Below are 24,928 nucleotides of genomic sequence, written 5' to 3'. Positions count from 1 at the left end.
CGCCTGATTAGTCAACGGTCCTCGGATTTGCGTCTAGAATTCAGGCAAACTGATTACTGACGGCGCAATCATGGCCACACTCGCTGCCCGCTTTACACTTCTTGTCCTTATTGCTGCCCCCACAGCCCATGCCGAACTGATGCTCGACCGGGATGATGTGGAGGATCGGGTTAATGGCGTGCTGTCCTTGATGTCCTACTCAATGACCCTTGATTTGGCTTCGAGCTCGCTGCAAATCAAGGATGGCAGCAGTGGCAACCCAAGCATCAAGATGACCCAGCTTGGCGGCGGCGCGACCATGAGCAAGTCATTCCCACTGTATCTCGAAGGTGCTGCAGCCTACAGCCGCTACGACCCGCGCTTCGTGGCCACGGACGGTGCCGAGCAACGCTCCATCCCGGTCAAGTGGAACTCTGTCTCGGCAACCGGCGGTGTCGGCTGGGATTTTCCCATCAGCGATGAAGTGGTGGTAAGCCCAATCCCCAGCGTTGGCCTGGGCTACATGACCAGCGACCTCAATGCGGCGCGGATATTCATCAACCGCAAGACCAATAAGCAAATCAAGTTTCTCGATGACGGTCAGATGAGTGCCTTGGGCCTGGGCGGCGCCATGATGCTCGACTGGGAACGTGTCCGCCCCGATTACGAAGCCGACATCGAACTGCGCTACACCTATATGAACTTGCAGCAGATCGGCGGGGATGAAGCCATTAACGGCGAGGTTACCGCCGAAACAGCCAACCTTTGGTCACGCTGGCGAGCCCCCACGGGCTGGGTGGTGATGCAGCGGCCGCTGCGTTATGTCCTGGAGTTCTCCCACTCTGAATACCTGGGCGACCAACGTGGCGCCCTGGGTTTTGACCGCTTGTCCACATTTGGCCTGGGCGTCGAGTTCGACTCCAGCGCTTACGACATATTCATCAGCCGCACCCGCCTGGTATTACGACAAATGGTCGGAGACAACGTATCGGGCTTGTCACTAGGCCTGGCGGTGAGTTTTTTGCCCCTGACCGTAGGCGCAAATTCAGCCAATTCGACTTCAGGGCTTGGAATCGACTGATTAATCCCCACTATTAAACTCAAGTATTGGCGCATTCATTAAGGCTTAAGACTGCGTCGCACATTTGAGCATTTAATAGGCCAAGCAGATGAGCGCTTTAGCAAAGACCAAGATTTCTATCCTCGACCTAGCCCCAATCCGCGATGACGGCGACGCCAAGCAGGCCCTGGGCAACTCCCTGGCGTTGGCACAGCATGCCGAACAATTAGGCTTTAACCGCTTCTGGGTGGCAGAACACCACAACATGGATGGCATCGCCAGCTCAGCCACCTCGGTTCTACTCGGCTATCTGGCGGCCAATACCCAAAGCATTCGCCTGGGCTCTGGCGGGGTGATGCTGCCCAACCATGCTCCGCTGGTCATTGCCGAACAGTTCGGCACACTGGCAACGCTCTATCCTGGGCGGATTGACCTGGGATTGGGCCGTGCGCCCGGCGCCGACCAATACACCGCACATGCCCTGCGTCGCGACCGCAGCGGTAGCGCCGATGACTTCCCGAGGGATGTAGAAGAACTACAGCGCTACCTGGGCCCACGCACACCCAATCAACGGGTTGTGGCCATGCCCGGCAGCGATACCAACGTGCCAATCTGGTTGCTCGGCTCAAGCCTGTTCAGCGCGCAGTTAGCGGGTCAGAAAGGCCTGCCCTATGCATTCGCCTCGCACTTTGCCCCGCGCATGATGCATGAGGCAATTCGGATCTACCGCGATCACTTCACGCCCTCCGATGTACTCGACAAACCTTATGTCATGCTCGGCGTCCCCCGGGTGGGGGCGGACACCGACGAACAAGCCGAATACCTGGCAACCTCGGCCTATCAGCGGATACTTTCGCTGATTCGCGGCCAGAGCCTGGTCCAGCGCCCTCCTGTCGCCAGCATGGACGGCCTGTGGCTGCCCCATGAACGCAATGCCGTGGGCGAGTTCTTTGGCTTGGCCATGATCGGCGGTCCGGAAAAAATCCGCGCTAAGCTTGAGGTATTGCTCGAACAAACCGGCGCAGATGAGTTGATATTCACCAGCGACCTGTACGATTTCAATGACCGCAAGCGCTCCTTCGAGATTCTCGCGGGCCTGCGCTGATTGGTTCTTGATCGACTGTAAAACCTGGCTGCCAACGAACTTGTTGGCAGCACCGGACTCTCAACTAAGTACCCTACAAAGCAGGAGATCTTTGATGAAGAAGACCGCATCAGCCCATTGGCAGGGCAGTATCAAACAGGGAAAAGGCACCATCTCGACCGAGAGCGCCGTGCTATCAAAATCACCTTACGGCTTCAATACCCGCTTTAAAAACGAGCCGGGAACCAACCCCGAAGAATTGATTGGCGCCGCGCATGCGGGCTGCTTCTCAATGGCGCTGTCGCTGCAACTGGGCGAAGCTGGGATGACCGCCGAGAGCATCGACACAAAGGCGGAAGTTACCCTGGATAAAGACGGCGATGGCTTCTCGATCACTGCCGTACACCTGACCTTGCACGCAAAAGTTCCTGGCGCCGATCGTGCCGCCTTCGAAAAAGCGGTACAGAACGCCAAGACCGGCTGCCCGGTTTCAAAAGTGCTGAATGCGACCATCACCCTTGAAGCCACGCTCGAAACCTGATTCACCCGCTGGCAAAGGCTAGCGCCTAGAATGTACCGCAGCGCATGACGTCTGCTTTGGCAACGACATTGCGCTGCTCATCATAGAGCCAGCCTTGCGCTTCACGCATCAAGGGGCGAGCCTGTATCTGATAGCGCTTGCCCGCTTCAAAATTGTCATAGCGGTAGCGCAACTCGCAGGTCATCTGCACCGGCTCAGACATTCCGCCCAGGCTGCCACCGCCAGGCACCTCAAACTGGAACCTTGCTTCAAGGTCATGGGCGCCGGGTGGCACCTGGAAGTAACGCCCGTCATCAAGGCGCTTTCCATCGAGCTTGTTGGCCATCAGCAGATAGCCGGCGCTGGCGTAGAGGTCAACCCAGGCCTGATCGGGTGACGGTTGAGGCAGCTCGGATGCGCAGGCGGTAAGTGCCAGCGCACAGGCAGTGAGTGCTATTCGGTGCATGACAACCTCGTCAATGCCTAGAGAAGAGAATTCAGCATAGCGCTGTTTCACTCATATTTGCCCACAACTGCCTTCGCGTGCCGTGGCCAGGAGCCGGTCATTTGTATCAAAGAGTTTGGCCCAGGGCCGAAAGCCCACGGAGCCAGCCTCCAGTCGATAGGTTTGTCCAGCGGCGAAGTCATTGTATTTGACCAGCATCTCGCAGGTGCGCGCCAAAGGCGCTTCATCGCCGCCCATGTTGGTCGCGTCCACCTCGAAGCGTATATGTGCATGCAACTCATGGATGCCGGGGCTGACTTGAAAGAAACGGTCGTCTTCCAACGCTTTGCTGTCGACCTCGCTGGCCAGCAGTTCGGTATCGTCGTCGGTTCGCAGGTCCACCCAGGCCATGTTTGGGTCATGGCTCGGCATAAGCAACGAACAACCACTGATAAGTGCCAAACTGGTGACAGCCAAAAATGCGCGCATGCAAGGGCGCCGACTTTAATTAGCAAACGCTGGCTAGCGCCGCTTTGTTTGAACAAAAAAGCCACTACCAAGGGGCTGGCGGATAAGCGGGCGGATGCAGTAGTGTCCTGCCATGCCGCCTACTTATCGCTCTCTACTCGACCGCATCCAGCTGAGCTGGGTTCCATTGCTGCTCATCGCCCTGCTGAGCGGTTGTTCAAGCCTTGATTACTACAGCCAACTACTCGATGGGCAGGTTGATCTATTACAGCGCCGCCAGACTATTTCGCAGCTGCTCAGCAACCCTCAGACCGATGCACAATTGCGCAGACGCCTGGCGCTGTCGCAACAGGCGCGCAGCTTTGCCAGCCAGCACCTGGCCCTGCCCGATAACCAGAGCTACCGGGTCTACGCGGATGTGCAGCGGCCATTTGTGCTCTGGAATGTGTTTGCCACCCCTGAGTTCTCGCTAAAACCCGAACTGCACTGCTTCCCCATCGCCGGTTGCGTGGCCTATCGCGGCTATTACCAGCTGGGACGTGCGCGCGGCGCGGCAGCCCTGCTCAAGCAGCAAGGGCTGGATGTCTACATGGGTGGTGTCGAGGCCTATTCGACCCTGGGCTGGTTTGATGACCCACTGCTCAACACCATGTTGCGCTGGAGTGACGAGCGCTTGGTCTCGGTGATTTTCCATGAGCTGGCCCATCAACAGTTTTATGTTGCGGGCGATACCGAGTTCAACGAATCCTTCGCCACCTTTGTCGAGCAACAGGGGCTGCGCCAGTGGCGAACCGAACGAGGCCAGCCCGCTGCAGAGCCGTCAGCCGACCAGCAACGCGAGCAGTTCACCCAGCTTGTGCTAAAAACGCGTGCGCGCCTGGAAACGCTGTACGCCAGTGGTCAATCCGCCGAGCAGATGCGCCAGGGCAAGCAAGCTGAATTTGATCGCTTGCGCGCCGAGTACCACGACCTGCGCCAGCGCAGCTGGGGCGGGGTCGGTCGTTATGATGGCTGGATCAACTCACCGATCAATAACGCCAAGCTGCTGCCCTTTGGCCTTTATGATCAATGGGTGCCTGCATTCGCCAAGCTGTTTGCCGAGGCCAACGGCGACTGGCCAGTGTTCTACCAAAAGGTCGCGAAACTGGGTGGATTACCGGCAGATCAACGCAAGGCAGCGCTTGAACAAAGGCTAATGGCAAATTAGCAGCATGACTGGCGAACTAGTTGCCATTGCTTGCGTCTAAATTAAACCCAATTGCTCACCAAGGGCGGAGCCTCATGTTTAGCACAATCAAACTCCACACATTCGTGGCATTTATTGCTCTCGGCGCTGGGTTACTGGGCAGTGCGGGCGCGCAGGCGGCGGTCAAACCTTGCGGAGAGCTCAAGCAAGAGATCGAGGTCAAGATCCAGGCATCAGGCGTGCAGAGCTACACCCTGGAAATCGTCCCCAACGCTGAGGTTGAAGACGAAAACATGGTGGTAGGCAGTTGCGATGGCGGCACCAAGAAGATCATCTACCAGCGTAACGACAGCTAAACCCGCACTCGCTTTGACTCAGCCCGCAAAGGCCTGATGCAGTTCACCTAGCGTCTGGAAGTGATAGCGCGGTTGCTCGCCCCTGAGTTCAGCGAAGCTACCAAACCCATAACCAACTGCGGCGGCGTCCAAGCCATTTTCGCGGGCGCCTATCAGGTCGTGCTTGCGGTCACCAATCATCAGGCAATCGCCTGGCGCCAAGCCTTCGCGCTCCAGCAGATGGGCAATCAGCTCGACCTTGTTGGTCCGCGTACCGTCCAACTCACTGCCGTAGATCACCTTGAACTGCTCGAAAAAACCGAAGTGCTGGGCGATCCTGGCAGCAAATACCTGTGGCTTGCTGGTCGCCACATACAGGCTGCGCTGCTGGCTATTGAGTAGGTCCAGCAACTGTGGAATGCCCGAGAACATCCGGTTCTCATACAAGCCGACATCGGCAAATCGCTCGCGATAAAAATTCACCGCCTGCCAGGCCGTCTCCTGATCCAGCGCATAGGTGCTCATAAAGCACTGCAACAGTGGCGGGCCAATAAAATGCTCGAGCGCTTGCAGCTCAGGTTCATCGATACCGAGCTTGCCCAGCGCATATTGCACCGAGCGAGTGATGCCTTCACGCGGGTCGGTGAGCGTGCCGTCGAGGTCGAACAAAATATTCTGATAATGCATCGCAATCGCCCGTCTGGCGCCATGAAAAGAGTGCGCCACCATACAAAAAACAGGCCGCCAAACAAAGCATAGGCACTCCGCTATTTTACCCCCACGCCCATCTGGACCGACCGCCGACCCCAAACTGGTCGTTGTGCATGGCGCCACGGCCAACTAGGGTCGAAGCACAACAATGGCGCCCGGCTTGATTGCGTGGCGCCGCCAACAACAGGCAAGGAGAGGCCAAGTATGTCTAAAGATCAACCTGGCATTCACGAGCTCTATGCAAAAGATCCGGTCGAAGCCGAAAAACTGCTCTGGGACCGCGAGGCCGAGCCAAGCCGTCGTGGCTTTTTTAAACGCAGCAGCCTGCTGGCAATGGCTTCTGCCCTGGGCGCCAGCATTCCATACGCCCGGTTCATGCCGCTGGGACTTATTCCTGCCGGGCTTGCCCATGCCGATGAGCCCTTCAGCATTGAAGGCAAGGACGGCCTCAAGGTACTCAACGACAGGCCCTTGAACGCTGAAACCCCTGCTCATTTGCTCGACGATGAAGTCACGCCTGCGCGCCATATGTTTGTGCGCAACAACGGCATTCCCCCAGCACTCGAAACCCTGGATGCGGCCAACTGGAAACTGGAAATCGCAGGCGAGTCGTGTGTCACGCCTATGACCTTCACCGTTGCCGAACTGAAATCGCGCTTCAAACACCATACCTATCAACTGGTGGTCGAATGCGGCGGCAATGGCCGCAGTGAATTCGTCCCGGCGGCAAGTGGCAACCAATGGTCGGTGGGCGCCGTCGCCTGCCCAACCTTCACCGGGGTGCGCCTGCGCGATGTGCTCGAAGCCTGCGGAATCAAGAAAGATGCCGTTTACATCGGCTATTACGGCGCAGATGCGCACCCAAGTGGCGATCCAAGCAAGCATGCGATCTCACGTGGCGTCCCCATGGCCAAGGCGCTGGAAGACCAGACGCTGATTGCCTGGGCCATGAATGACCAGCCAATTCCTTACCTCAATGGCCGGCCACTGCGCCTGGTTTGCGGCGGTTGGCCAGCCTCGACCTCTGGCAAATGGCTGAGCAAGATCGTGGTGCGCAACAAGGTCCATGACGGCAAAAAGATGGCGGCCCCGTCCTACAGCGTGCCCAAGTACCCGGTCGCGCCGGGTAGCGAGGTTCCCGTCGAAGACATGCAGATTATTGAATCAATGCCGGTAAAGTCACTGATCACCTTCCCCAAATCCGGTGTCAGCCTGCCACTTGCGCAAAGCGTGCAGGTGCGTGGTCATGCCTGGGCGGGCGATCTTGAGGTCAGCGAAGTGTATGTTTCAACCGACTTCGGCATCACCTGGCAACCGGCCAAGCTCAAGGCGCCGGTTAATCGCCTGGCATGGCAGCACTGGAGTGCAGAGCTGAATTTTAGCGAGAAGGGCTATTACGAGGTCTGGGCGCGCGCGGTCGATAATCAGGGTCGCTCACAGCCCATGTTGGTGCCGGGCTGGAATCCCAAGGGCTACCTGAACAACGCCTGCCATCGCATTGCTATTCAGATAGTCTAGGAGGACCCATGGCCCATTCAACTGCCCTGAGTCTGTTGCTGCTTGGCCTTTTCTCCATCTCGGTCCAGGCCGCTGAAACCGCTGCGCAGACCGACCCCGCCAGCGGCTTCATCATCGCGCCCGGCTGGGAAACCGTACGCAATAACTGCATGGCCTGTCACTCGGCCAAACTGGTTACGAAAACCGGCGGCAGCCGCGAACATTGGCTTTCATTGATCCGCTGGATGCAGGACAAGCAAGGTTTATGGCCCTTTGATGCAAAAACCGAAGACACCATACTCACCTACCTGAGCAGCAACTACGGCGCCAAAGTTGAAACCCGGCGCCCGGCCTTACTGGCCGAACAATTACCGGAAAACCCGCTCCGCAAACCCAAGCAGTCACCGCCCAAAGCAGATTGACGGCTTAGGGAGCCACTGAAAAAGGTCGCGAACAAAGATAGGACAAGGCATAACGACCAACGGGAGTAACAGCCGAAGGCTGGCCCGTAGGCCGAGCACCAGCGAGTAGAGCCTCGTTAGTGTCCGTAGCCCTCCATCAGATGCTGATCCTTGAGATTCACGTAGTTTTTCGAGCTGTAGCAGAAGTAACTGCGTTCCTTGTCACTCAAGGGACGCACCTGCCTGGCCGGGCTGCCGACATAGAGAAAGCCGCTTTCCAGGCGCTTGCCAGGCGGCACCAGGCTGCCAGCGCCCAGCACCACTTCATCCTCGATCACGGCGCCGTCCATGACAATGCTGCCCATGCCGACCAACACCCGGCTACCAATGCTGCAACCATGCAGGGTGACCTTGTGCGCGATGGTCACATCATCGCCAATATTCAGTGGATAACCGGCAGGGTTGAAGGGGCCGGCGTGAGTGATATGCAAAACGCAGCCATCCTGGATACTGGTGCGCTGGCCGATACGGATGCTGTGCATGTCGGCGCGAATCACGGTCAGCGGCCAAACCGAGCTGTCGTCGCCAATCTCGACGTCACCCAGCACCACTGCAGAGCTGTCGACAAATGCGCGCTCGCCCAATTGCGGAGTAAATTGCTGGTAAGTTCGAATCGACACGATAGATTCCTTTTGGCTGCTAATAATCACGATTCTAAATAGGATACCGAGGAAACGCTGAAAAAATACTGCGCTCGGCATTACTGCGTTGAAAACTGCTCACAGCCTTCAGGCTGAACGGACTTTAGTTGGACAGCCCTTGCTGCAGCCCCGAAAGGGTGGCAACGCGAATCAAATGCTCATTTAGAATACTAAACTGTGTTTTTTCACATTTTCTACTCGCTGGTGCTCGGCCTACGGGCCAGCCTTCGGCTGTTACTTCCTTGGGTCGCTACTTTTTTCAGATGCTCCCTAAGCCTATGGGTTGTTAATTGGCCTGTGTGACCCAATAACTGAACCAAGAGTTTTTTATTTTTGCCTTCAAATGACAGGTGCCTGCCCGTGACCGATAGCAATCCGCTGCTCCAGAACTTCGACTTGCCGCCCTACTCCAGCATTCGCCCCGAGCATGTTGAGCCAGCGGTAGACACCATTCTTGCTGAGAACCGTGCGGCTATCACCGAATTGCTCGAGCAACATGCTGAGGCACCAAGCTGGGCCGCACTGGTACTGGCGCTTGACGAGCTCAACGGACGCCTGGAACGGGCCTGGGGCCCGGTGAGCCATCTCAACGCCGTGCGCAACAACGCTGAATTGCGTCAGGCGTACGAAGCCTGCTTGCCGAAACTGTCCGAGTATTTCACCGAAATCGGCCAGAATCGGCGCTTATTCGAAGCCTACAAGGCACTGTCGAGCAGCCCTGAGTCAAAGGGCTACGATGTTGCGCAGCAAACGATCTTGCAGCACACCCTGCGAGATTTCCGCTTGTCCGGTATCGACCTGCCAGAAGCCGAACAGCAGCGCTATGGCGCGATTCAAATGCGCCTCTCAGAGCTGGCCAGCCACTTTTCCAACCAACTGCTGGACGCCACCCAGGCGTGGAGCAAGCACGTCACTGACGAAGCGCAGTTGCAGGGCATTACCGATTCAGCCAAGCAGCAAATGGCCGAAGCAGCCAAGGCCAAGGGACTTGAAGGCTGGTTGATCACCCTGGAGTTCCCCAGCTACTACGCGGTGATCACCTATGCCGACAACCGCGCGCTGCGTGAAGAAATCTATGCCGCCTACTGCACCCGCGCCTCGGATCAAGGCCCGAATGCCGGGCAAAATGACAACACCCCGGTGATGCAGGAAATCCTCGACCTGCGCCAGGAACTGGCCACGCTGCTTGGTTTCGCCAACTATTCGGAGCTGAGTCTGTCGAGCAAGATGGCGGAGGATAACGCGCAAGTGCTGAGCTTCCTGCGTGACCTGGCCGTGCGCAGCAAGCCCTTTGCCGAACAAGACCTCAAGGAACTGCAAGCCTTTGCCCGCGAGCAAGGCTGTGCTGACTTGCAAAGCTGGGACGCCGCCTACTACAGCGAGAAGCTTCGCGAGCAGCGCTACAGTATTTCGCAGGAAATCCTGCGCCCGTATTTTCCGATCGACAAAGTATTGACCGGCCTGTTCGCCATTGTCGAAAAACTCTATGGGATTCAAATCAGGGAGCTCAGCGACTTCGACACCTGGCACCCGGATGTGCGCCTGTTTGAAATCAGCGAAAACGGCGAGCATGTCGGCCGTTTCTTCTTCAACCTCTATGCCCGGGCCAACAAGCGTGGCGGCGCATGGATGGACGGTGCCCGTGACAAGCGTCGCAACGCAGCAGGCGAACTGATCAGCCCGGTGGCCAACCTGGTGTGTAACTTCACCCGGGCGGTTGGCGACAAACCTGCCTTGCTGACCCATGATGAAGTCACCACCCTGTTCCACGAATTTGGCCATGGCTTGCATCACCTGCTGACCCAGGTCGAGCACGCTGGGGCCTCGGGCATCAATGGCGTGGCCTGGGATGCGGTGGAGCTGCCGAGCCAATTCATGGAAAACTGGTGCTGGGAACCCGAAGGCCTCGCGTTGATTTCAGGCCACTACCAAAGCGGCGAAGCGCTGCCGCAAGACCTGCTGGACAAGATGCTTGCCGCGAAGAACTTCCAGTCGGGACTGATGATGGTTCGCCAGTTGGAGTTCTCCCTGTTCGACTTCGAACTGCACGCCACCCATGGTGACGGGCGCAGCGTGCTGGACGTGCTCGAAAGCATCCGCGCCGAAGTCTCGGTGATGCGTCCTCCGCAGTACAACCGCTTCCCGAACGGCTTCGCGCACATCTTTGCCGGCGGCTATGCCGCGGGTTACTACAGCTACAAGTGGGCGGAAGTACTGTCTGCCGATGCCTTCTCCAAGTTTGAAGAAGAAGGGGTGTTCAACAGCGAAACCGGCCGCGCCTTTCGCCAAGCCATTCTGGCACGCGGTGGATCGCAGGAGCCGATGGTACTCTTTGTTGATTTCCGTGGCCGCGAGCCGAGCATCGATGCGCTGCTGCGCCACCTGGGCTTGAGTCAGGAGGCCGCATGATAGACAGCAACACCCCAAAGAAGCGCTTTATCGCCGGCGCCGTATGCCCAGCGTGCAGCGCGACCGACACTGTAAAGATGTGGGACGAAGACGGCGTTCCACACCGTGAATGCGTGGCCTGCGGCTTTAGCGACTTGCTAAACGCCCAAGGCCAGTCGGTGCCTCGAGAGCTAGGCACGCGGGTTAACAAAGTCGAGGTCAAACCGGCTGAGACAAAAGTGCAAACCGTGCAGTTTTTTCCCAATCCCAAACTGAAAAAAACCGAGAAATAGCCCATGTGGCACCTGGTATGCGGTGACAACGCCGTGGCAGGCGTGACTCACTGCATAGGTGCCGAGACAGCCAGACAGTCGCTGCGAGTGATGCGCGATGATCTGGCTGTCGGCCCTTTGGCTGATATCGACACTCCGCCCTGCCAGATGCGCAGCGACTTCTGGCAGCAGCTGTTGCCCGCCTCGGTGCAGCTGCAACCTGATTTCGGCTCCGGCCTGAGCTCCGACGCGCTATGGCTAAAAGCCCGGGCCCACCAGCATTTTTTCCGATCCACTCACACCGCCCCAGACCTCCACCGCCTGCGGCTGGCGCGCCCGGTCTTTTAGCCATCGCGCGTCGGCGCCGACGCGCGATGGCTAAAAGACCGGGCGCGCCAGCCGCAGGCGGTGACGTTCTGGGACGGTGACATTGCATCGGAAAAACTGCTGCTGGCCCTGGTGGCAGCCGCACTCGAACACTCCAGGGTGAAATTATGGCGAGTGGCTTGTGGCACCGGCGACAGCCGTGTAGCCAGTCGCAAAGCCGTGGCCATGCATGCACCCGATACACTCGCGGCCCTGCATCACCCCAAGCTGCTCACCGCCCCACAGCGCCATCAGCTAGCCGCGCAATGGCACGCTGCCGTGGCTGAAAATGCAGATATCCGCCGCTGGCATGACGGCGCATTCCACGGTAAAAGCCATAAGCATATTCACCAGCGCCTGCTGCACTTTTGCACAGACCAATGGCAACCACTTGGCCACGTCATGGCCAGTGTCATGGCGGAGTGCGACGGCTTTTTCGCCACCGACTTTTTCCTCTGGTGGTGCGCCCGTGAGCTGGCCGCCAGCGCGCAACTGGTGTTTTCAGCCCCAGTGGACACCCACTATGCCGAACAAAGGGTGAAACGCGGCTAACGGAAAAACTCTCCCGGAGTGGCACCAAAGTGCAGCCTGAATGCGGCAATAAACGCGGAAACCGAATCATAGCCGCAGGCCAGGGCGACATCGGTGACGCGCTCCCCCTGCCCCAGCGGCGCCAATGCGCCAAGCAGGCGCAAGCGTTGGCGCCAGGCGCGAAAAGTCAGCCCGGTATCCTGCAAAAACAAGCGACTCAAGGTGCGTTCCGAAAGGTTAAGTTGCGCGCTCCACTGTGCCAGCGTGGCATGCTGTTCCGGATTTTCCTGCAGGCTCATGCACAGCGCTTGCAGACGCACATCGTGGGGCATTGGCAGCACCAGGTCGACCTCTGCCGCAACCCGTAACTGATCGAGCAGCACGCTGGCCAAGCGCCCGTCGGAACCTGCTTCGTCGTATTCGACCGGCACATCACTGAAACTATTGATCAACTCGCGCAGCAATGGGCTGACTGCAAGCACGCGGCAGCTTTGCGGAGCCCAGGCTACTGCCGAACACTCGATATACAGGCTGCGCATTTCCGTATGCGACGAACTGGAAACCTGATGCTCCAACCCCGCTGGCAGCCAGACAGCACGCTGTGGTGGCGCGACATAGCGGGCGTTGTCCGTTTGCACCTCGAGCACCCCGGCAATGGCGTAGGACAGCTGCACCCAGGGATGACTGTGACGATAGGTCAAGGCCCGGTTCGGCAGCGACTCGACCCGGCCATAAAGCGGGCGCGGCAAGGCCGGAAGCTCGGGCAGTGAGCGATGGATGATCGTCCCTTGTCTGTTTGGCGACATTCGCTGGCTCTTTGGCGTTAGTCGGAAAGCTGCGAACAGGGTAGTGTTTGCCTCAACCTGTCTGCAAGTACGAGATTCGAACATGTCACTCAAGCGCTTCATGCCCGATAATTTCACCTGCGCCTTGATCGCTTTTTTCGCAATCGCCAGCCTGTTGCCCGCAAGCGGTCAGACGGCGGTTGCCTTCGGCTGGATTACCAACCTGGCCATTGCCCTGTTGTTTTTCCTGCATGGCGCCAAGCTGTCTCGCCAGGCGATCCTGGCCGGAGCCAGCCATTGGCGCCTGCATCTGCTGGTGTTCGCCTGCACCTTTATCATGTTCCCGTTGCTGGGCCTGGCGCTGAAACCCGTGCTCTCGCCCCTGGTCGGCAACGAGTTGTACCTGGGCATGCTTTATCTCTGTGCACTACCGGCAACGGTGCAATCGGCCATTGCCTTTACTTCGCTGGCACGCGGCAATATTCCCGCCGCCATTTGCAGCGCCGCGGCATCAAGCCTGTTTGGCATCTTTCTCACCCCGTTGCTGGTCGCATTGCTGATGAACGTTCATGGTGATGGCGGCTCGACAGTTGATGCCATCGGCAAGATCACCTTGCAGTTGTTGGTGCCATTCGTGGCCGGCCAGGTAGCCAGACGCTGGATAGGTGACTGGGTGGGGCGCAATAAAAGCTGGCTCAAGTTTGTCGATCAAGGCTCTATTCTGCTGGTGGTCTATACCGCATTCGGGGCGGCGGTCACCGAGGGCTTGTGGCATCAGGTGCCGCTGGTCGAGCTCGCCTGGCTGGTATTTGCCTGCTGCGTACTGCTCACATTTTCGCTGCTCGGCACGCACTTGCTGGGCAAATGGTTTGGCTTCAACCAGGAAGACCGCATCACCATTGTGTTCTGCGGCTCGAAGAAAAGCCTGGCCACCGGCGTGCCAATGGCCCAAGTGTTGTTTGCCGGCAGCACCATTGGCTTGTTGATCCTGCCACTGATGATTTTCCACCAGATCCAGCTCATGGTCTGTGCCGTGCTCGCGCAACGCTATGCGCGGCGCCCGGAGGAAGTCGAAAGCCTGGACACAGAGCCACCTTTGGTGCGCTAGCCATATGCCCTGGCCCGAGGAACCGCTGACCAGCGCCGCATAAAGAGGCTTGGCTTGACTGCACTTTTAACTGTATAAATATACAGCTATCAGTGTAGTCAGCCCACTCTTGTGCATGGAACCTTGCGATGTCAGCCTCTCTACCTCCGCGCGGTCGTGGTACGGCCAGCAACCCGTTCAACCGTTTTGCACCAACGCAAGTCATCGCGACTGACGACGGCTGGTTCCAGGAAGTGCCGCCCAGCGCTGCAACCGAAGTGCGCCTGGAAACCGCCAAGAGCATCATCACCCGCAACCAGTCGCCGGACCTGCCTTTTGATCGTTCAATCAATCCCTATCGCGGCTGTGAGCACGGCTGTATTTATTGCTACGCCAGGCCCAGCCACGCCTATTGGGATATGTCGCCAGGCATCGATTTTGAAACCAAGCTCATCGCCAAGACCAATGCCGTGGCATTGCTTGAACAACAGCTGAGCAAGCCTGGGTATCGCTGTGCGCCAATCAACCTTGGCGCCAATACCGACCCCTACCAGCCGATCGAGCGCCAGCATATGCTCACGCGCAAAACCCTCGAAGTGCTGCTGCGCTATCGCCACCCGGTGACCATAGTCACCAAGGGCTCGATGATCCTGCGCGACCTGGACATTCTCACTGAGTTGGCCAAGCAACGCCTGGTCGCCGTAATGATCAGCCTGACCACGCTGGATAACCAGTTGAAGTGCATCATGGAACCCCGTGCGGCGTCCCCTGCGGCGCGCTTGCGGGCCATAGGCGTGTTGCGTGAGCAGGGTATCAAGGTCGGGGTGTTGTGCTCGCCGATGATCCCGATGATCAATGACATGGAGTTGGAAAGCCTGCTCGAGAAAGCCAAGCAAGCGGGCGCGCAAAGCGCATCCTATATGTTCGTGCGCTTGCCGCGCGAAGTCGCACCGCTGTTTGAAGAATGGCTGCACGCACATTACCCGCAGCGCGCTGAGCACGTATTGAGCCTGATCCGGCAAAGCCGCGACGGAGAGCTGTACGACAGCCGCTTTGGCCACCGCTTCCGTGGCGAAGGTGCTTTTGCCGAGCTGATCGCCAAGCGCTTTGCCTTGGCCATAAAGCGCTTTGGCTTGAACCAGCGAGGCGATTTCAAGCTGGACTGTTCTCAGTTTTGCCCTCCCGGCGGGCAATTGGCACTGCTGTAAAACTGCGCGGGGTAAACGCGGTCACACAGACTGTGCTACAAAAAGACCGACAACCCGCCAGGCCAGCGTTGGATAACCCAAGCAACCATGACTCGCATTGCCCGTGTTACAGACCCTTCCTATGAGCTGATGGACGACCATGGCGGTCATTCGCTGATCTACCGACAGCATGGTTTTCCAAGCCCGTTGGTGCGCTGGCACTTCCATAAGGAGTTCGAACTGCACCTGATTACCGCCAGCTCCGGCAAAGTGTTCATTGGCGACTACATCGGTAACTTTGGCCCCAATAGTTTGTTCCTGACCGGCCCGAACCTGCCGCACAACTGGATCAGCCAGCTCGACGAAACCGAGCAGGAGGTGCGGGATCGCGACATGCTGGTCAACTTCACCCATGAGGTGCTTGGCAGCGGAACCAGCGTGTTTTCCGAGCTGAAAACCCTGATGCCATTATTGGCGCGGGCTGAATATGGCATTGAGTTCCATCATCCGAAGGTGATTGCTCAAGCCAGGCAACTGATGGGCTGCATTGCCCAATCACAAGGCATCAAGCGGCTCGGGCCCTTTTTTATTTTGCTTGAGCTGCTGGCCGAGACCGAGGATTACCAGTTGTTATCCGGGGTTACTGCCTCGCAACTGGCGGATGAGAGCCATGTCGACAGGATCAGCCTTGCCGTGGATTACATCTTTGGCCATTACGCACAGGAAATAAGCCTGGACGATGTGGCGACCTCCCTCGGCATGACCCCAACCTACTTCTCGCGCTTTTTCAAACAGGCCACAGGCCGTGGCTTCGTTGAGTTCGTTAATCGTCTGCGGGTAAGTAAGTCGTGCGAACTGCTCAGCCGCAGTGACAAGCCCATCACCGACGTGTGCTTCGAATCGGGCTTTAGCAACATCTCCAACTTTAACCGCCGCTTCCAGCAGCTCAAGGGCATGACACCTTCGCGTTACAGAAAGCTGGTTGTGCATCGTCTTTCTGAACAAAACCTGTACTGATTTATACCCCGCAAAAACAGCAAACCCAACGCAACCTCCTTTAGGCACTGGCTTTCATTGACTTTTCTTTATTAAGCCAATGCACGGCAAGTGCAAAAAAGTATCAGTAACTGTGCAGACAAGGATTTGTTATACCGCCTTCGCAGCGGTGTAATCGGGACGAGCACGACAAAAATAATAGCGATCTTCTGTGGCCAGGACGGTGGCAGAAGCGGAGTCGATAAATGAATAAATTATCTCTGGCATTAGCTGCTACTGCTTGCCTTGCATTGCCTGGTTTAACCCAGGCAGCTGAAACGCTGACGATTGCCACGGTCAATAACAGCGACATGATCCGCATGCAGCGCCTGTCAAAAACCTTTGAGGCAGAACACCCCGACATCAAGCTCAAGTGGGTAGTGCTCGAAGAGAATGTTTTGCGCCAACGCCTGACCACTGATATCGCCACCCAGGGCGGCCAGTTTGATGTGTTGACCATCGGCATGTATGAAGCATCGCTGTGGGGGGCCAAAGGCTGGCTCGAACCCATGACCGACCTCAGCGCCGAGTATGACGTCGAGGATATATTTCCATCGGTTCGCGACGGCCTGTCAGTCAAGGGGCAGCTGTATGCCTTGCCGTTCTACGCTGAAAGCTCAATCACCTATTACCGCACAGACCTGTTCAAGGATGCAGGTTTGAAAATGCCCGAACACCCGACGTGGACGCAAATGGCAAATTTTGCCGCCAAGCTGCACGCCCCGGACAAAGACCAATACGGCATCTGCCTGCGCGGAAAAGCGGGTTGGGGTGAAAACATGGCGCTGATCAGCACGGTGGCCAACGCCTTTGGCGCGCGCTGGTTTGATGAGAACTGGAAACCTGAATTCACCGGCAGTGAATGGACAAGCGCACTGAATTTCTACGTCGACACCCTGGGCAAATACGGCCCTCCGGGCGCATCGAGCAATGGCTTCAACGAGAACCTTGCACTGTTCAACAGCGGCAAGTGCGCGATGTGGGTAGACGCCAGCGTGGCCGGTTCATTTTTTACCGACAAGAGCCAGAGCAAAGTGGCCGACCATGTGGGCTTTACCTTTGCGCCGATTCAAGCAACCAGCAAAGGTTCGTCCTGGTTGTATTCCTGGGCGTTGGCCATCCCGACCAGTTCCAAGGAAAAAGACGCCGCTAAAACCTTCAGCATGTGGGCAACGTCAAAAGCCTACTCCGAACTGGTTGCCAAGACCGACGGTATTGCCAATGTGCCGCCTGGCACGCGCGCATCAACCTACACAGATGCGTACATGGCAGCAGCGCCTTTTGCCAAGGGCACCCTTGAATCCTTGAAGTCGATTGACCCCAAAAAGCCAACACTCAAGCCGGTGCCCTATGTCGGCGTGCAGTTGGTGACCATTCCCGAGTTCCAGGCCATTGGCACACAGGTTGGCAAGCAGTTTGCCGCCGCCTTGACCGGAGGCATGAGCGTGCAGCAGGCACTGCAAGGCGCCCAGACCGCCACTGAACGGCAGATGAAACGCGCCGGCTACCTGAAGTAATTCCTCCTCGGCAGTACCCGCCCCGGCGCTCGCATGGCGCCGGGCCGGGCGTTGTTCACCCTGCTCACTTCTGGAGTTGCCATGACTACTTCGGCCCTCGATACCTCTCCACCAGCAACCCAAACCAAGCCCCGCAAGCGCGGCTTGAAAATTGGCTGGTTCCTGGTCAGCCCATCGGTGCTGCTGTTGCTGCTCTGGATGGTAGTGCCACTGGCCATGACCCTCTACTTTTCGACCATCCGCTACAACCTGCTGTACCCGGGCGAAGAGAGCTTTGTCGGGCTGGAAAACTTTGAATACTTTTTGACCGACCCAGGCTTTGTGCCGGGCGCCTTGAACACCCTGACGCTGGTCGGCAGCGTATTGCTGATCAGCGTAGTGTTCGGCGTATTGATTTCAGCACTGCTTGAGGCCTGCGAGTTCTGGGGACGCGGCATAGTCCGGGTGATGCTGATTTCACCCTTTTTCATCATGCCGACGGTGAGCGCGCTGCTGTGGAAAAACCTGATTTTCCATCCCGTCTCGGGAATCCTTGCGGCGGTGTGGAAGTTCTTCGGCGCCCAGCCCGTGGACTGGCTGGCCCAACACCCCTTGTTCTCGATCATCATGATTGTCTCGTGGCAATGGTTGCCCTTCGCGATCCTGCTGCTGATGACCGCCATGCAGTCGCTGGACCAGGAACAGAAGGAAGCAGCACGCCTGGAAGGCGCGGGTACAATTGCGATTTTCTGGCACCTGACACTGCCCCATCTGGCGCGTCCGATTGCGGTGGTGGTGATGATTGAAACCATCTTCCTGCTGTCGATCTTCGCCGAAATCTTCACCACGACCAGCGGTGGCCCAGGCTTTGAGTCGACCAACCTGGCGTACCTGATCTACAACCAGGCGTTGCTGCAATTCGATGTCGGCATGGCATCGGCGGGCGGCTTGATCGCGGTTGTGATCGCCAACATTGCGGCGCTAGTGCTGATCAGATTGATCGGCAAAAGCCTCACCGACAAACAGTGAGGACCAGACCATGCTGACCCTAAAACAAAAGCGTAGCCTGCAAAGCCTGCTGGTGGGCTGCGCCGCCTGGCTGATTGCCGGGCTGATCTTCTTCCCGATCTTCTGGATGGTGCAGACCAGCTTCAAGACCGAGTTGGCCGCGTTTGCCACGCCGCCGCAATTCATCTTCACCCCGACCCTGGAAAACTACCTGCACATCAATGATCGCAGCGACTATTTCAGCTATGCCTGGAACTCGGTGCTGATCTCGTTTGCCGCCACCGCCTTGTGCATGCTGGTTGCGGTGCCCGCGGCATACTCGATGGCCTTCTTCGAGACCAAGCGCACCAAGGGCACCCTGCTGTGGATGCTGTCGACCAAGATGCTCCCGCCGGTGGGTGTCCTGATGCCGATCTACTTGATCTGCAAAAGCCTGGGCATGCTGGACTCACGCCTGGCGCTGATTGTGATCTATACCCTGATCAACCTGCCGATCGTGATCTGGATGGTTTACACCTACTTCAAGGATATCCCGGTCGACATCCTTGAAGCCGCGCGCCTGGATGGCGCAACCACGCTGCAGGAAATCAGCCGTGTATTGCTGCCAATCGCCCGTGGCGGACTGGCTTCGACCATGTTGCTGTCACTGATCCTGTGCTGGAACGAGGCGTTCTGGTCACTCAACCTGACCTCTTCCGCAGCCGCGCCACTGACCGCCTTGGTCGCCTCTTACTCAAGCCCCGAGGGTTTGTTCTGGGCCAAGCTTTCAGCCGTTTCGACCCTGGCCTGTGCGCCAATCCTGATACTTGGCTGGATTAGCCAGAAACAACTGGTGCGTGGCCTGTCCTTCGGCGCCGTCAAATAACAAAAGGATTCTGTAATGGCTGATCTAAAAGTACGCAATCTGAAAAAAGCGTTTGAAGGGTTTTCGATCATCAAGGGCATTGACCTGGATATCCATGACCGTGAATTCGTGGTGTTTGTCGGGCCGTCGGGCTGCGGTAAGTCGACCCTGCTGCGCCTTATCGCCGGCCTGGAAGATGTCAGCAGCGGCAACATTGAGTTGGACGGCAAGGACATTACCGAAGTCGCCCCGGCCAAGCGCGACCTGGCCATGGTGTTCCAGACCTATGCCCTATACCCGCACATGACAGTACGTAAAAACCTGTCATTCGGCCTCGACCTGTCGGGTGCGCCCAAGCAGGAAGTTAAAGACAAAGTTGAAAACGCTGCGCGCATCCTCGAACTCGACCCCTTGCTGGAACGCAAGCCCAAGCAACTGTCAGGCGGACAGCGCCAACGCGTGGCCATTGGCCGGGCAATTGTGCGCAACCCGAAGATATTCCTATTCGATGAGCCGCTGTCCAACCTCGATGCGGCCCTGCGCGTGCAGATGCGCCTGGAACTGGCGCGCCTGCACCAGGACCTGCAAGCAACGATGATCTACGTCACCCACGATCAAGTCGAGGCCATGACCCTGGCAACCAAGGTGGTGGTGCTGAACAGCGGTCGCGTCGAGCAGGTCGGCTCACCGCTTGAGCTTTATCACATCCCGCCAACCTGTTCGTTGCTGGCTTCCTTGGCAGGCCAACCATGGGTTTTCTCACCGGAAGCCTGGGCAACACCACAGCCAATGCGTGTGAGGTCAAGCTTGACGCTCGAGCCAATATCAGCCTGCCACTGGCAACAGCGCTGGCCCCTGGCAGCAAAGTGACCCTGGGCATACGCCCCGAACACATAAATATCGTACCGGCTGGTGAAGGCCTGCTCAGCGTCACCGCCGATGTCAGCGAACGCCTTGGCAGCGACACCTACTGCCACGTCCGCAGCCAGTCGGGAGAAATGCTCACCGTGCGAGTACGGGGTGACTTCGCGCCTAAATTCGGCGAAACCCTGGATTTGAGCTTCGACACCGCGCATTGCCACCTGTTTGACGACAGCGGCAAGGCCATCGACAAACGCATTCAATCTGCAGCTTAAGCGGCTTTCTAAGGACCCCCGATGAAACTCAATCGCCAGAATTTATCAAGGCTTGCCGCTGATATTGGCCGTCCTAGCGAAGTTTGCCAGGTTGCCTCCGAAGGCATCGTCCATATCGGTGTCGGCGGCTTTCATCGGGCGCATCAGGCAGTCTACACCGATGCCCTGATCAACCAGGGCGAAGCTGCCCAGTGGGGTATTTGTGGCGTCGGCTTGCGCGCCGAAGACCGTGCAATGCGTGACGCCTTGGCCGCACAAGATCATCTCTACACCCTGGTCCAGCTGGCGGATGAACCTGGCGCCGAGATCCGCGTGATTGGTTCGATCCGCAACATGCTCTTGGCCGAGGACTCACCCCAGGCCTTGATCGACAAGCTCAGTGATCCACTGGTGAGGATTGTCTCGCTTACGATCACCGAAGGCGGCTATTGCATGGATGACAGCACGGGCGAATTCATGTCCGAACTGGCGGACATCCAGCATGACCTTGCCCACCCGCAATCACCGCGCAGCATTTTTGGCTTTCTCTGCGCGGCGCTGGCCAGGCGCCGTGCCGACAATACTCCTGCTTTCACCCTGATGTCGTGCGATAACCTGCCCCATAACGGCTCGGTTTCGCGCAAGGCGCTGCTCAGTTTTGCTCACCTGCTCGATCACGATCTGGCCAACTGGATTGATACCCACGTCAGCTTCCCCAACGCCATGGTCGACCGCATTACTCCCATGACCAAGACCAGCCACCGCCATCAACTCGCCGCTGAACACGGCATCGAAGATGGCTGGCCAGTGGTCTGCGAGCCTTTTGTGCAATGGGTGCTGGAAGATAAGTTCTGCAACGGTCGGCCAGCCTGGGAAAAAGTCGGCGTACAGTTCACCGACGATGTCACGCCTTATGAAGACACGAAGATCAAGCTGCTCAACGGCAGCCACCTGGCGCTGACCTACCTGGGCTTTCTCAAGGGCTATCGCTTCGTCCACCAGACCATGGACGACAGCTTGATACGCGACTACATTCGCCGCTTTATGGATGTCGATGTAACGCCACAGTTGGCGCCGGTGCCGGGCATCGACCTGAGTATCTACATAGACACCTTGATTGAGCGTTTTTCCAACCAGGCAATTGCCGACCAGCTTGAGCGCGTGTGCTCGGATGGCTCGTCAAAATTCTCGAAATTTATCGTGCCGACCCTTAACCAGCTGATCGCCGAAGACAAGCCACTGGACTCTGGCGCGCTGGTCGTGGCGGCGTGGGCGCTGTACCTGAAAGAGGTTGATGAACAGGGCGAACGCTACCGCATTATCGATCCGCGAGCCGACTATTGCCGCAGCCTGGTTAGCGATGATGCGTGCTTGACCGAACGCGTTCTAGGCGCCGAGAGCATTTTCGGTAAAAAGCTCGCTGCCTCGCCGGCATTTGTCCAGGCCTTTGAGCGCAACCTGCATCGCCTGCGCACACTGGGTGTGAGCGGCACCTTGCAAGCGCTGCTTGCAGATGCTCGGTAGACGAGGCGTTATGCCAAGCATGCTTGGGCACGCCAGCCATAGGCATCGTAAAACTTGCCGAAAGCACCCTGTCGCTCCGGCCGAGCAAGCCCAAGCGACTGCATAGACAAGAGGGACCGCCATGTATTTAGGTATCGATTGCGGCACCCAAGGTACCAAGGCACTGATCCTCAATCCTGACACGGGCGAGGTTTTGGGCCAGGGCAGTGCTGTACACCAGCTAATCAGTGGCGCCAACGGACGCCGCGAACAAGAGGTTGATCAGTGGCTGGCAGCGCTTGAGCAGGCCACCCATGGCGCATTGCAGCAAGCCGGTATCTCTGGCCAAGCCATCCGGGGCATGGCGGTTTCAGGCCAGCAGCATGGCTTGGTCTTGCTTGATGAGCAGGGCACAGTACTGCGACCTGCCAAGCTCTGGTGCGACACCGAGTCAACCGCCGAAAACCAGGAGCTGCTCGACATCCTGGGCGGCGAAGCCGGCTCCATCGAACGCCTGGGCGTAGCGATTGCGCCCGGTTACACCCTGTCCAAATTGCTTTGGACACAACGCAATCACCCCGAGCTCTTTGCCCGTATTGCACACATCCTGCTGCCCCACGACTATCTCAATTACTGGCTGACCGGGCGTTGCTGCAGCGAATATGGCGATGCCTCGGGCACCGGCTACTTCAACATCCGCACGCGAACATGGGACACCGAACTGCTGGAGCATATGGATCCGACAGGGCGCCTGGTCAAGGCATTGCCTGGGCTGATCGACTCCAACCAGCCGGTCGGCAGCTTGCGGGCAGAGGCAGCCAAGCGCCTGGGGTTGAGTCCCGGTATCGTGGTTGCCAGCGGTGGCGGTGACAACATGATGGGCGCAATCGGTACCGGCAATATCCGCCCAGGTGCAATCACCATGAGCCTCGGCACCTCGGGGACTTTATATGCCTATGACGACCAACCGGTAATCAGCCCACATCCCCAGGTGGCGGCTTTCTGTTCGTCATCGGGAGGCTGGCTGCCGTTGATCTGCACCATGAATCTCACCAGCGCCAGCGGCCTGATTCAAAACCTGCTGGAACTCAACCTGGATGAGTTTTCCGACCTGGTCGAGGCCGCTCCAATTGGTGCCCAGGGCATACGGATGATGCCGTACTTCAACGGTGAGCGTGTGCCTGCCCTGCCCCATGCAACAGCCAGCCTGAGCGGCATGACCAGCGAAAACCTGAACCGTGCCAACCTATGCCGGGCAGTGGTCGAGGGCACATTGTTCAGCTTGCGCTATGGCCTTGACCTGCTGCGTGACAGCGGTATTCAGAGCCAGGATATCCGCTTGATTGGCGGCGCCGCAAAAAGCCCCATGTGGCGCCAGGCCGTTGCCGACATCATGGCTACGCCGCTGGTGTGCCCTGAACACACCGAGGCGGCAGCACTTGGCGCGGCGATCCAGGCTGCCTGGTGCGTAGGAGGCGACGCGGTGTCCCTGGAACACCTTTGCAATGCCTGCGTACACCTTGACCAGCGCACCAGCACTCACCCGAATCCACTGCGCAGTGCCCAGTATGAAAAAGTCTATCAAGATTACCTCGCGCGGCTTGGCAGCCTCTGAAACCGAACTGGCCGTCAAACCAGGGGTTCCCTAGCGATCAAGGCGATTCGATAATTGTTTACCTGATCCATTTCAACCTGGTCGCTTGGTCACCAAATCCGCTGGCCAAGCACTTTATCTGCGTGTGGCACTGAGCTGCGCAACTGCGGGAGTCTTTTATGTATCTGGTGTGTGGCGAAGCCTTGTTCGATTTCTTTAGTGTTGAACCCAGCCCACGCAATGGCGAGGTCGCATTCAAGGCAGTCGCCGGTGGCTCACCCTTCAATGTGGCGATTGGCTTGCGCCGTCTTGGCGCCGAAGCAGCCTTGTTCACAGGTATCTCGACGGACTACCTTGGCCTGCGTTTGCGCAGGGTGCTGGCCGACGAGGGCGTGGTTGATCAGTATCTGGTGGGCTCGGACGCGCCCACTACACTGGCCATGGTGGGGCTTGATCAACAGGGTTCGCCACAGTATTCCTTTCGCGGTGAAGGCTGCGCCGACCGGCAGTTGTACAGCGAAAACCTGCCACAGCTCGACCCGCAGGTACGTGGCATTCACATCGGTTCCTATTCATTGGTGGTGTTGCCAGTGGCAGATACCCTGCTCGAGTTGATCAAGGACCAACCCGCGCAGCGCCTGATCAGCTACGACCCCAATGTTCGGCTTAATCCACAACCCGATAAGGCGCTGTGGCGACTCAGTGTTGAAACCTTCGTCAACTACGCACACATGATCAAGGTCAGCGATGAAGACCTCGACTTGCTGTACCCAGGCCAAGAGCCTCAAGCACTGGTCAACAGCTGGCTCAGCGAACGCTGCCAGTTGGTCTTTCTAACCCGCGGGCAACAAGGTGCAAGCGTATTCAGCTATCAACACGGTCACTGGAGCGTGCCGGCAGCTTCAGTACCCATCCGCGACACGGTGGGCGCCGGCGATACGTTTCAGGCCGCACTGCTCGCCTACCTGCAGCGTAACCAGCTGGACTCGCCCAGGGCCTTGGCCAATATCAGGCGCGAACAGATAGACGCCATGCTCAAGCTGGCCGTGCGCGCAGCTGCAATTACCTGCTCGCGTACAGGCCCGGACCTGCCCCTGCTGGCCGAAGTCGAGGGCCTCTAAATACTTGCCCAGGCCATTTGCGGAGCGCTAGCGAGGTTACAAAAAAGCATTTTTCTTGATGCAGTAGACCGCTAGACTCAGCTGTCAGAACATTCACCTGAAAGTTGTGACTTGAAGTCTTTTTTGGCTGTCCAGTAGTGGCCTGATAAACCGGCGGATGATGACCTGAGCCGGCGGGCTTCGATATTCCTGTGGTTTCCGAGGTTGGT

The 24,928-nt window shown here is 57.9% G+C and carries 25 protein-coding genes and 1 pseudogene; 21 read left to right on the top strand and 5 right to left on the bottom strand.

The window, feature by feature from the left end:
- Positions 1-70 precede the first annotated feature (70 nt).
- The 3 genes from PSES9_RS0114695 to PSES9_RS0114685 all read left to right on the top strand — a co-directional run bounded on the left by PSES9_RS0114695 (position 71) and on the right by PSES9_RS0114685 (position 2,664).
- Positions 71-1,060 carry an autotransporter domain-containing protein gene (locus PSES9_RS0114695; RefSeq protein ID WP_010488134.1) on the top strand — a complete coding sequence of 330 codons (990 nt, stop codon included), beginning with the start codon at positions 71-73 and terminating at the stop codon, positions 1,058-1,060.
- An 88-nt stretch (positions 1,061-1,148) separates the two neighbouring features.
- Positions 1,149-2,144: an LLM class flavin-dependent oxidoreductase gene (locus tag PSES9_RS0114690; protein WP_010488132.1), complete on the top strand. Its 996-nt coding sequence runs from the start codon at positions 1,149-1,151 to the stop codon at positions 2,142-2,144.
- A gap of 94 nt (positions 2,145-2,238) precedes the next feature.
- Positions 2,239-2,664 (top strand): OsmC family protein, encoded by a 426-nt coding sequence (locus tag PSES9_RS0114685; protein ID WP_010488130.1) that lies wholly within the window; start codon positions 2,239-2,241, stop codon positions 2,662-2,664.
- 25 nt (positions 2,665-2,689) lie between these two features.
- Here PSES9_RS0114685 and PSES9_RS0114680 read toward each other — a convergent pair whose 3' ends face one another.
- Complete coding sequence (locus PSES9_RS0114680) at positions 2,690-3,109, bottom strand: PA0061/PA0062 family lipoprotein (RefSeq protein WP_029529573.1); 420 nt, start codon at positions 3,107-3,109, stop codon at positions 2,690-2,692.
- Positions 3,110-3,160: 51 nt separating this feature from the next.
- Positions 3,161-3,577: a PA0061/PA0062 family lipoprotein gene (locus tag PSES9_RS0114675; RefSeq protein WP_010488128.1), complete on the bottom strand. Its 417-nt coding sequence runs from the start codon at positions 3,575-3,577 to the stop codon at positions 3,161-3,163.
- Positions 3,578-3,689: 112 nt separating this feature from the next.
- On the opposite strand from PSES9_RS0114675, the gene PSES9_RS0114670 reads away from it, so the two are divergent.
- Together PSES9_RS0114670 and PSES9_RS0114665 are read left to right on the top strand one after the other, a co-directional pair.
- Positions 3,690-4,763, top strand: a complete 1,074-nt coding sequence (locus PSES9_RS0114670; RefSeq protein ID WP_010488126.1) for an aminopeptidase — start codon at positions 3,690-3,692, stop codon at positions 4,761-4,763.
- 74 nt (positions 4,764-4,837) lie between these two features.
- On the top strand, positions 4,838-5,098 hold the full coding sequence (locus tag PSES9_RS0114665; protein ID WP_010488124.1) for a DUF1161 domain-containing protein: 261 nt from the start codon (positions 4,838-4,840) through the stop codon (positions 5,096-5,098).
- Between the two features lie 18 nt (positions 5,099-5,116).
- Here PSES9_RS0114665 and PSES9_RS0114660 read toward each other — a convergent pair whose 3' ends face one another.
- Positions 5,117-5,764, bottom strand: coding sequence for an HAD family hydrolase (locus PSES9_RS0114660; protein ID WP_010488122.1), 648 nt, complete (start codon positions 5,762-5,764; stop codon positions 5,117-5,119).
- Positions 5,765-5,992: 228 nt separating this feature from the next.
- On the opposite strand from PSES9_RS0114660, the gene PSES9_RS0114655 reads away from it, so the two are divergent.
- Together PSES9_RS0114655 and PSES9_RS0114650 are read left to right on the top strand one after the other, a co-directional pair.
- Positions 5,993-7,306 (top strand): sulfite oxidase, encoded by a 1,314-nt coding sequence (locus PSES9_RS0114655; RefSeq protein ID WP_010488120.1) that lies wholly within the window; start codon positions 5,993-5,995, stop codon positions 7,304-7,306.
- A gap of 8 nt (positions 7,307-7,314) precedes the next feature.
- On the top strand, positions 7,315-7,707 hold the full coding sequence (locus PSES9_RS0114650) for a hypothetical protein (protein ID WP_010488118.1): 393 nt from the start codon (positions 7,315-7,317) through the stop codon (positions 7,705-7,707).
- Positions 7,708-7,823: 116 nt separating this feature from the next.
- Here PSES9_RS0114650 and PSES9_RS0114645 read toward each other — a convergent pair whose 3' ends face one another.
- Positions 7,824-8,366 carry a gamma carbonic anhydrase family protein gene (locus tag PSES9_RS0114645; RefSeq protein WP_010488117.1) on the bottom strand — a complete coding sequence of 181 codons (543 nt, stop codon included), beginning with the start codon at positions 8,364-8,366 and terminating at the stop codon, positions 7,824-7,826.
- 381 nt (positions 8,367-8,747) lie between these two features.
- Between PSES9_RS0114645 and prlC the strand changes: the two genes are divergently transcribed.
- The 4 genes from prlC to PSES9_RS24640 are packed head-to-tail and all read left to right on the top strand — an operon-like array spanning position 8,748 to position 11,965.
- Positions 8,748-10,796 (top strand): oligopeptidase A, encoded by a 2,049-nt coding sequence (gene prlC, locus PSES9_RS0114640; RefSeq protein WP_010488116.1) that lies wholly within the window; start codon positions 8,748-8,750, stop codon positions 10,794-10,796.
- A complete protein-coding gene (locus PSES9_RS0114635) occupies positions 10,793-11,068 on the top strand; it encodes a YheV family putative zinc ribbon protein (protein ID WP_010488113.1) in 276 nt (91 codons plus the stop codon). The genes prlC and PSES9_RS0114635 overlap by 4 nt, the downstream gene beginning before the upstream one ends.
- A 3-nt stretch (positions 11,069-11,071) precedes the next feature.
- Positions 11,072-11,395, top strand: a complete 324-nt coding sequence (locus PSES9_RS24645; RefSeq protein WP_083840279.1) for a DUF1835 domain-containing protein — start codon at positions 11,072-11,074, stop codon at positions 11,393-11,395.
- Positions 11,396-11,455: 60 nt separating this feature from the next.
- Positions 11,456-11,965 carry a DUF3658 domain-containing protein gene (locus PSES9_RS24640; protein WP_083840278.1) on the top strand — a complete coding sequence of 170 codons (510 nt, stop codon included), beginning with the start codon at positions 11,456-11,458 and terminating at the stop codon, positions 11,963-11,965.
- Here the strand turns inward: PSES9_RS24640 and PSES9_RS0114625 are convergent.
- Entirely contained in the window at positions 11,962-12,750 is a 789-nt protein-coding gene (locus PSES9_RS0114625; protein ID WP_010488111.1) for an AraC family transcriptional regulator, read from the bottom strand. The genes PSES9_RS24640 and PSES9_RS0114625 overlap by 4 nt on opposite strands.
- 82 nt (positions 12,751-12,832) lie before the next feature.
- Here PSES9_RS0114625 and PSES9_RS0114620 point away from each other — a divergent pair, with 82 nt between their 5' ends.
- The 10 genes and pseudogenes from PSES9_RS0114620 (at position 12,833) to PSES9_RS0114570 (ending at position 24,719) form a co-directional block, all read left to right on the top strand.
- Entirely contained in the window at positions 12,833-13,837 is a 1,005-nt protein-coding gene (locus PSES9_RS0114620) for a bile acid:sodium symporter family protein (RefSeq protein ID WP_010488109.1), read from the top strand.
- Between the two features lie 128 nt (positions 13,838-13,965).
- Positions 13,966-15,024, top strand: a complete 1,059-nt coding sequence (locus PSES9_RS0114615; RefSeq protein ID WP_010488107.1) for a PA0069 family radical SAM protein — start codon at positions 13,966-13,968, stop codon at positions 15,022-15,024.
- Between the two features lie 87 nt (positions 15,025-15,111).
- Positions 15,112-16,020 (top strand): AraC family transcriptional regulator, encoded by a 909-nt coding sequence (locus PSES9_RS0114610; RefSeq protein ID WP_010488105.1) that lies wholly within the window; start codon positions 15,112-15,114, stop codon positions 16,018-16,020.
- A 224-nt stretch (positions 16,021-16,244) separates the two neighbouring features.
- Positions 16,245-17,555: an ABC transporter substrate-binding protein gene (locus tag PSES9_RS0114605; protein WP_010488103.1), complete on the top strand. Its 1,311-nt coding sequence runs from the start codon at positions 16,245-16,247 to the stop codon at positions 17,553-17,555.
- 81 nt (positions 17,556-17,636) lie between these two features.
- Positions 17,637-18,563, top strand: coding sequence for a carbohydrate ABC transporter permease (locus PSES9_RS0114600; protein WP_010488101.1), 927 nt, complete (start codon positions 17,637-17,639; stop codon positions 18,561-18,563).
- Between the two features lie 10 nt (positions 18,564-18,573).
- Positions 18,574-19,407: a carbohydrate ABC transporter permease gene (locus PSES9_RS0114595; RefSeq protein WP_010488099.1), complete on the top strand. Its 834-nt coding sequence runs from the start codon at positions 18,574-18,576 to the stop codon at positions 19,405-19,407.
- A gap of 15 nt (positions 19,408-19,422) precedes the next feature.
- Positions 19,423-20,522: pseudogene (locus PSES9_RS23690) on the top strand (ABC transporter ATP-binding protein).
- A gap of 21 nt (positions 20,523-20,543) precedes the next feature.
- Positions 20,544-22,025 (top strand): mannitol dehydrogenase family protein, encoded by a 1,482-nt coding sequence (locus PSES9_RS0114585; RefSeq protein ID WP_010488093.1) that lies wholly within the window; start codon positions 20,544-20,546, stop codon positions 22,023-22,025.
- A gap of 121 nt (positions 22,026-22,146) precedes the next feature.
- Complete coding sequence (gene xylB / locus PSES9_RS0114575) at positions 22,147-23,619, top strand: xylulokinase (RefSeq protein WP_010488092.1); 1,473 nt, start codon at positions 22,147-22,149, stop codon at positions 23,617-23,619.
- Between the two features lie 158 nt (positions 23,620-23,777).
- Complete coding sequence (locus PSES9_RS0114570) at positions 23,778-24,719, top strand: carbohydrate kinase family protein (RefSeq protein ID WP_010488090.1); 942 nt, start codon at positions 23,778-23,780, stop codon at positions 24,717-24,719.
- Positions 24,720-24,928: the final 209 nt, after the last annotated feature.

The organism is Pseudomonas sp. S9, assembly GCF_000222125.1.
Taxonomy (GTDB): Bacteria; Pseudomonadota; Gammaproteobacteria; order Pseudomonadales; family Pseudomonadaceae; genus Aquipseudomonas; species Aquipseudomonas segetis.
Note: the sequence above shows the minus strand (reverse complement) of the source record. Positions and strands in the feature narration are given on the sequence as shown.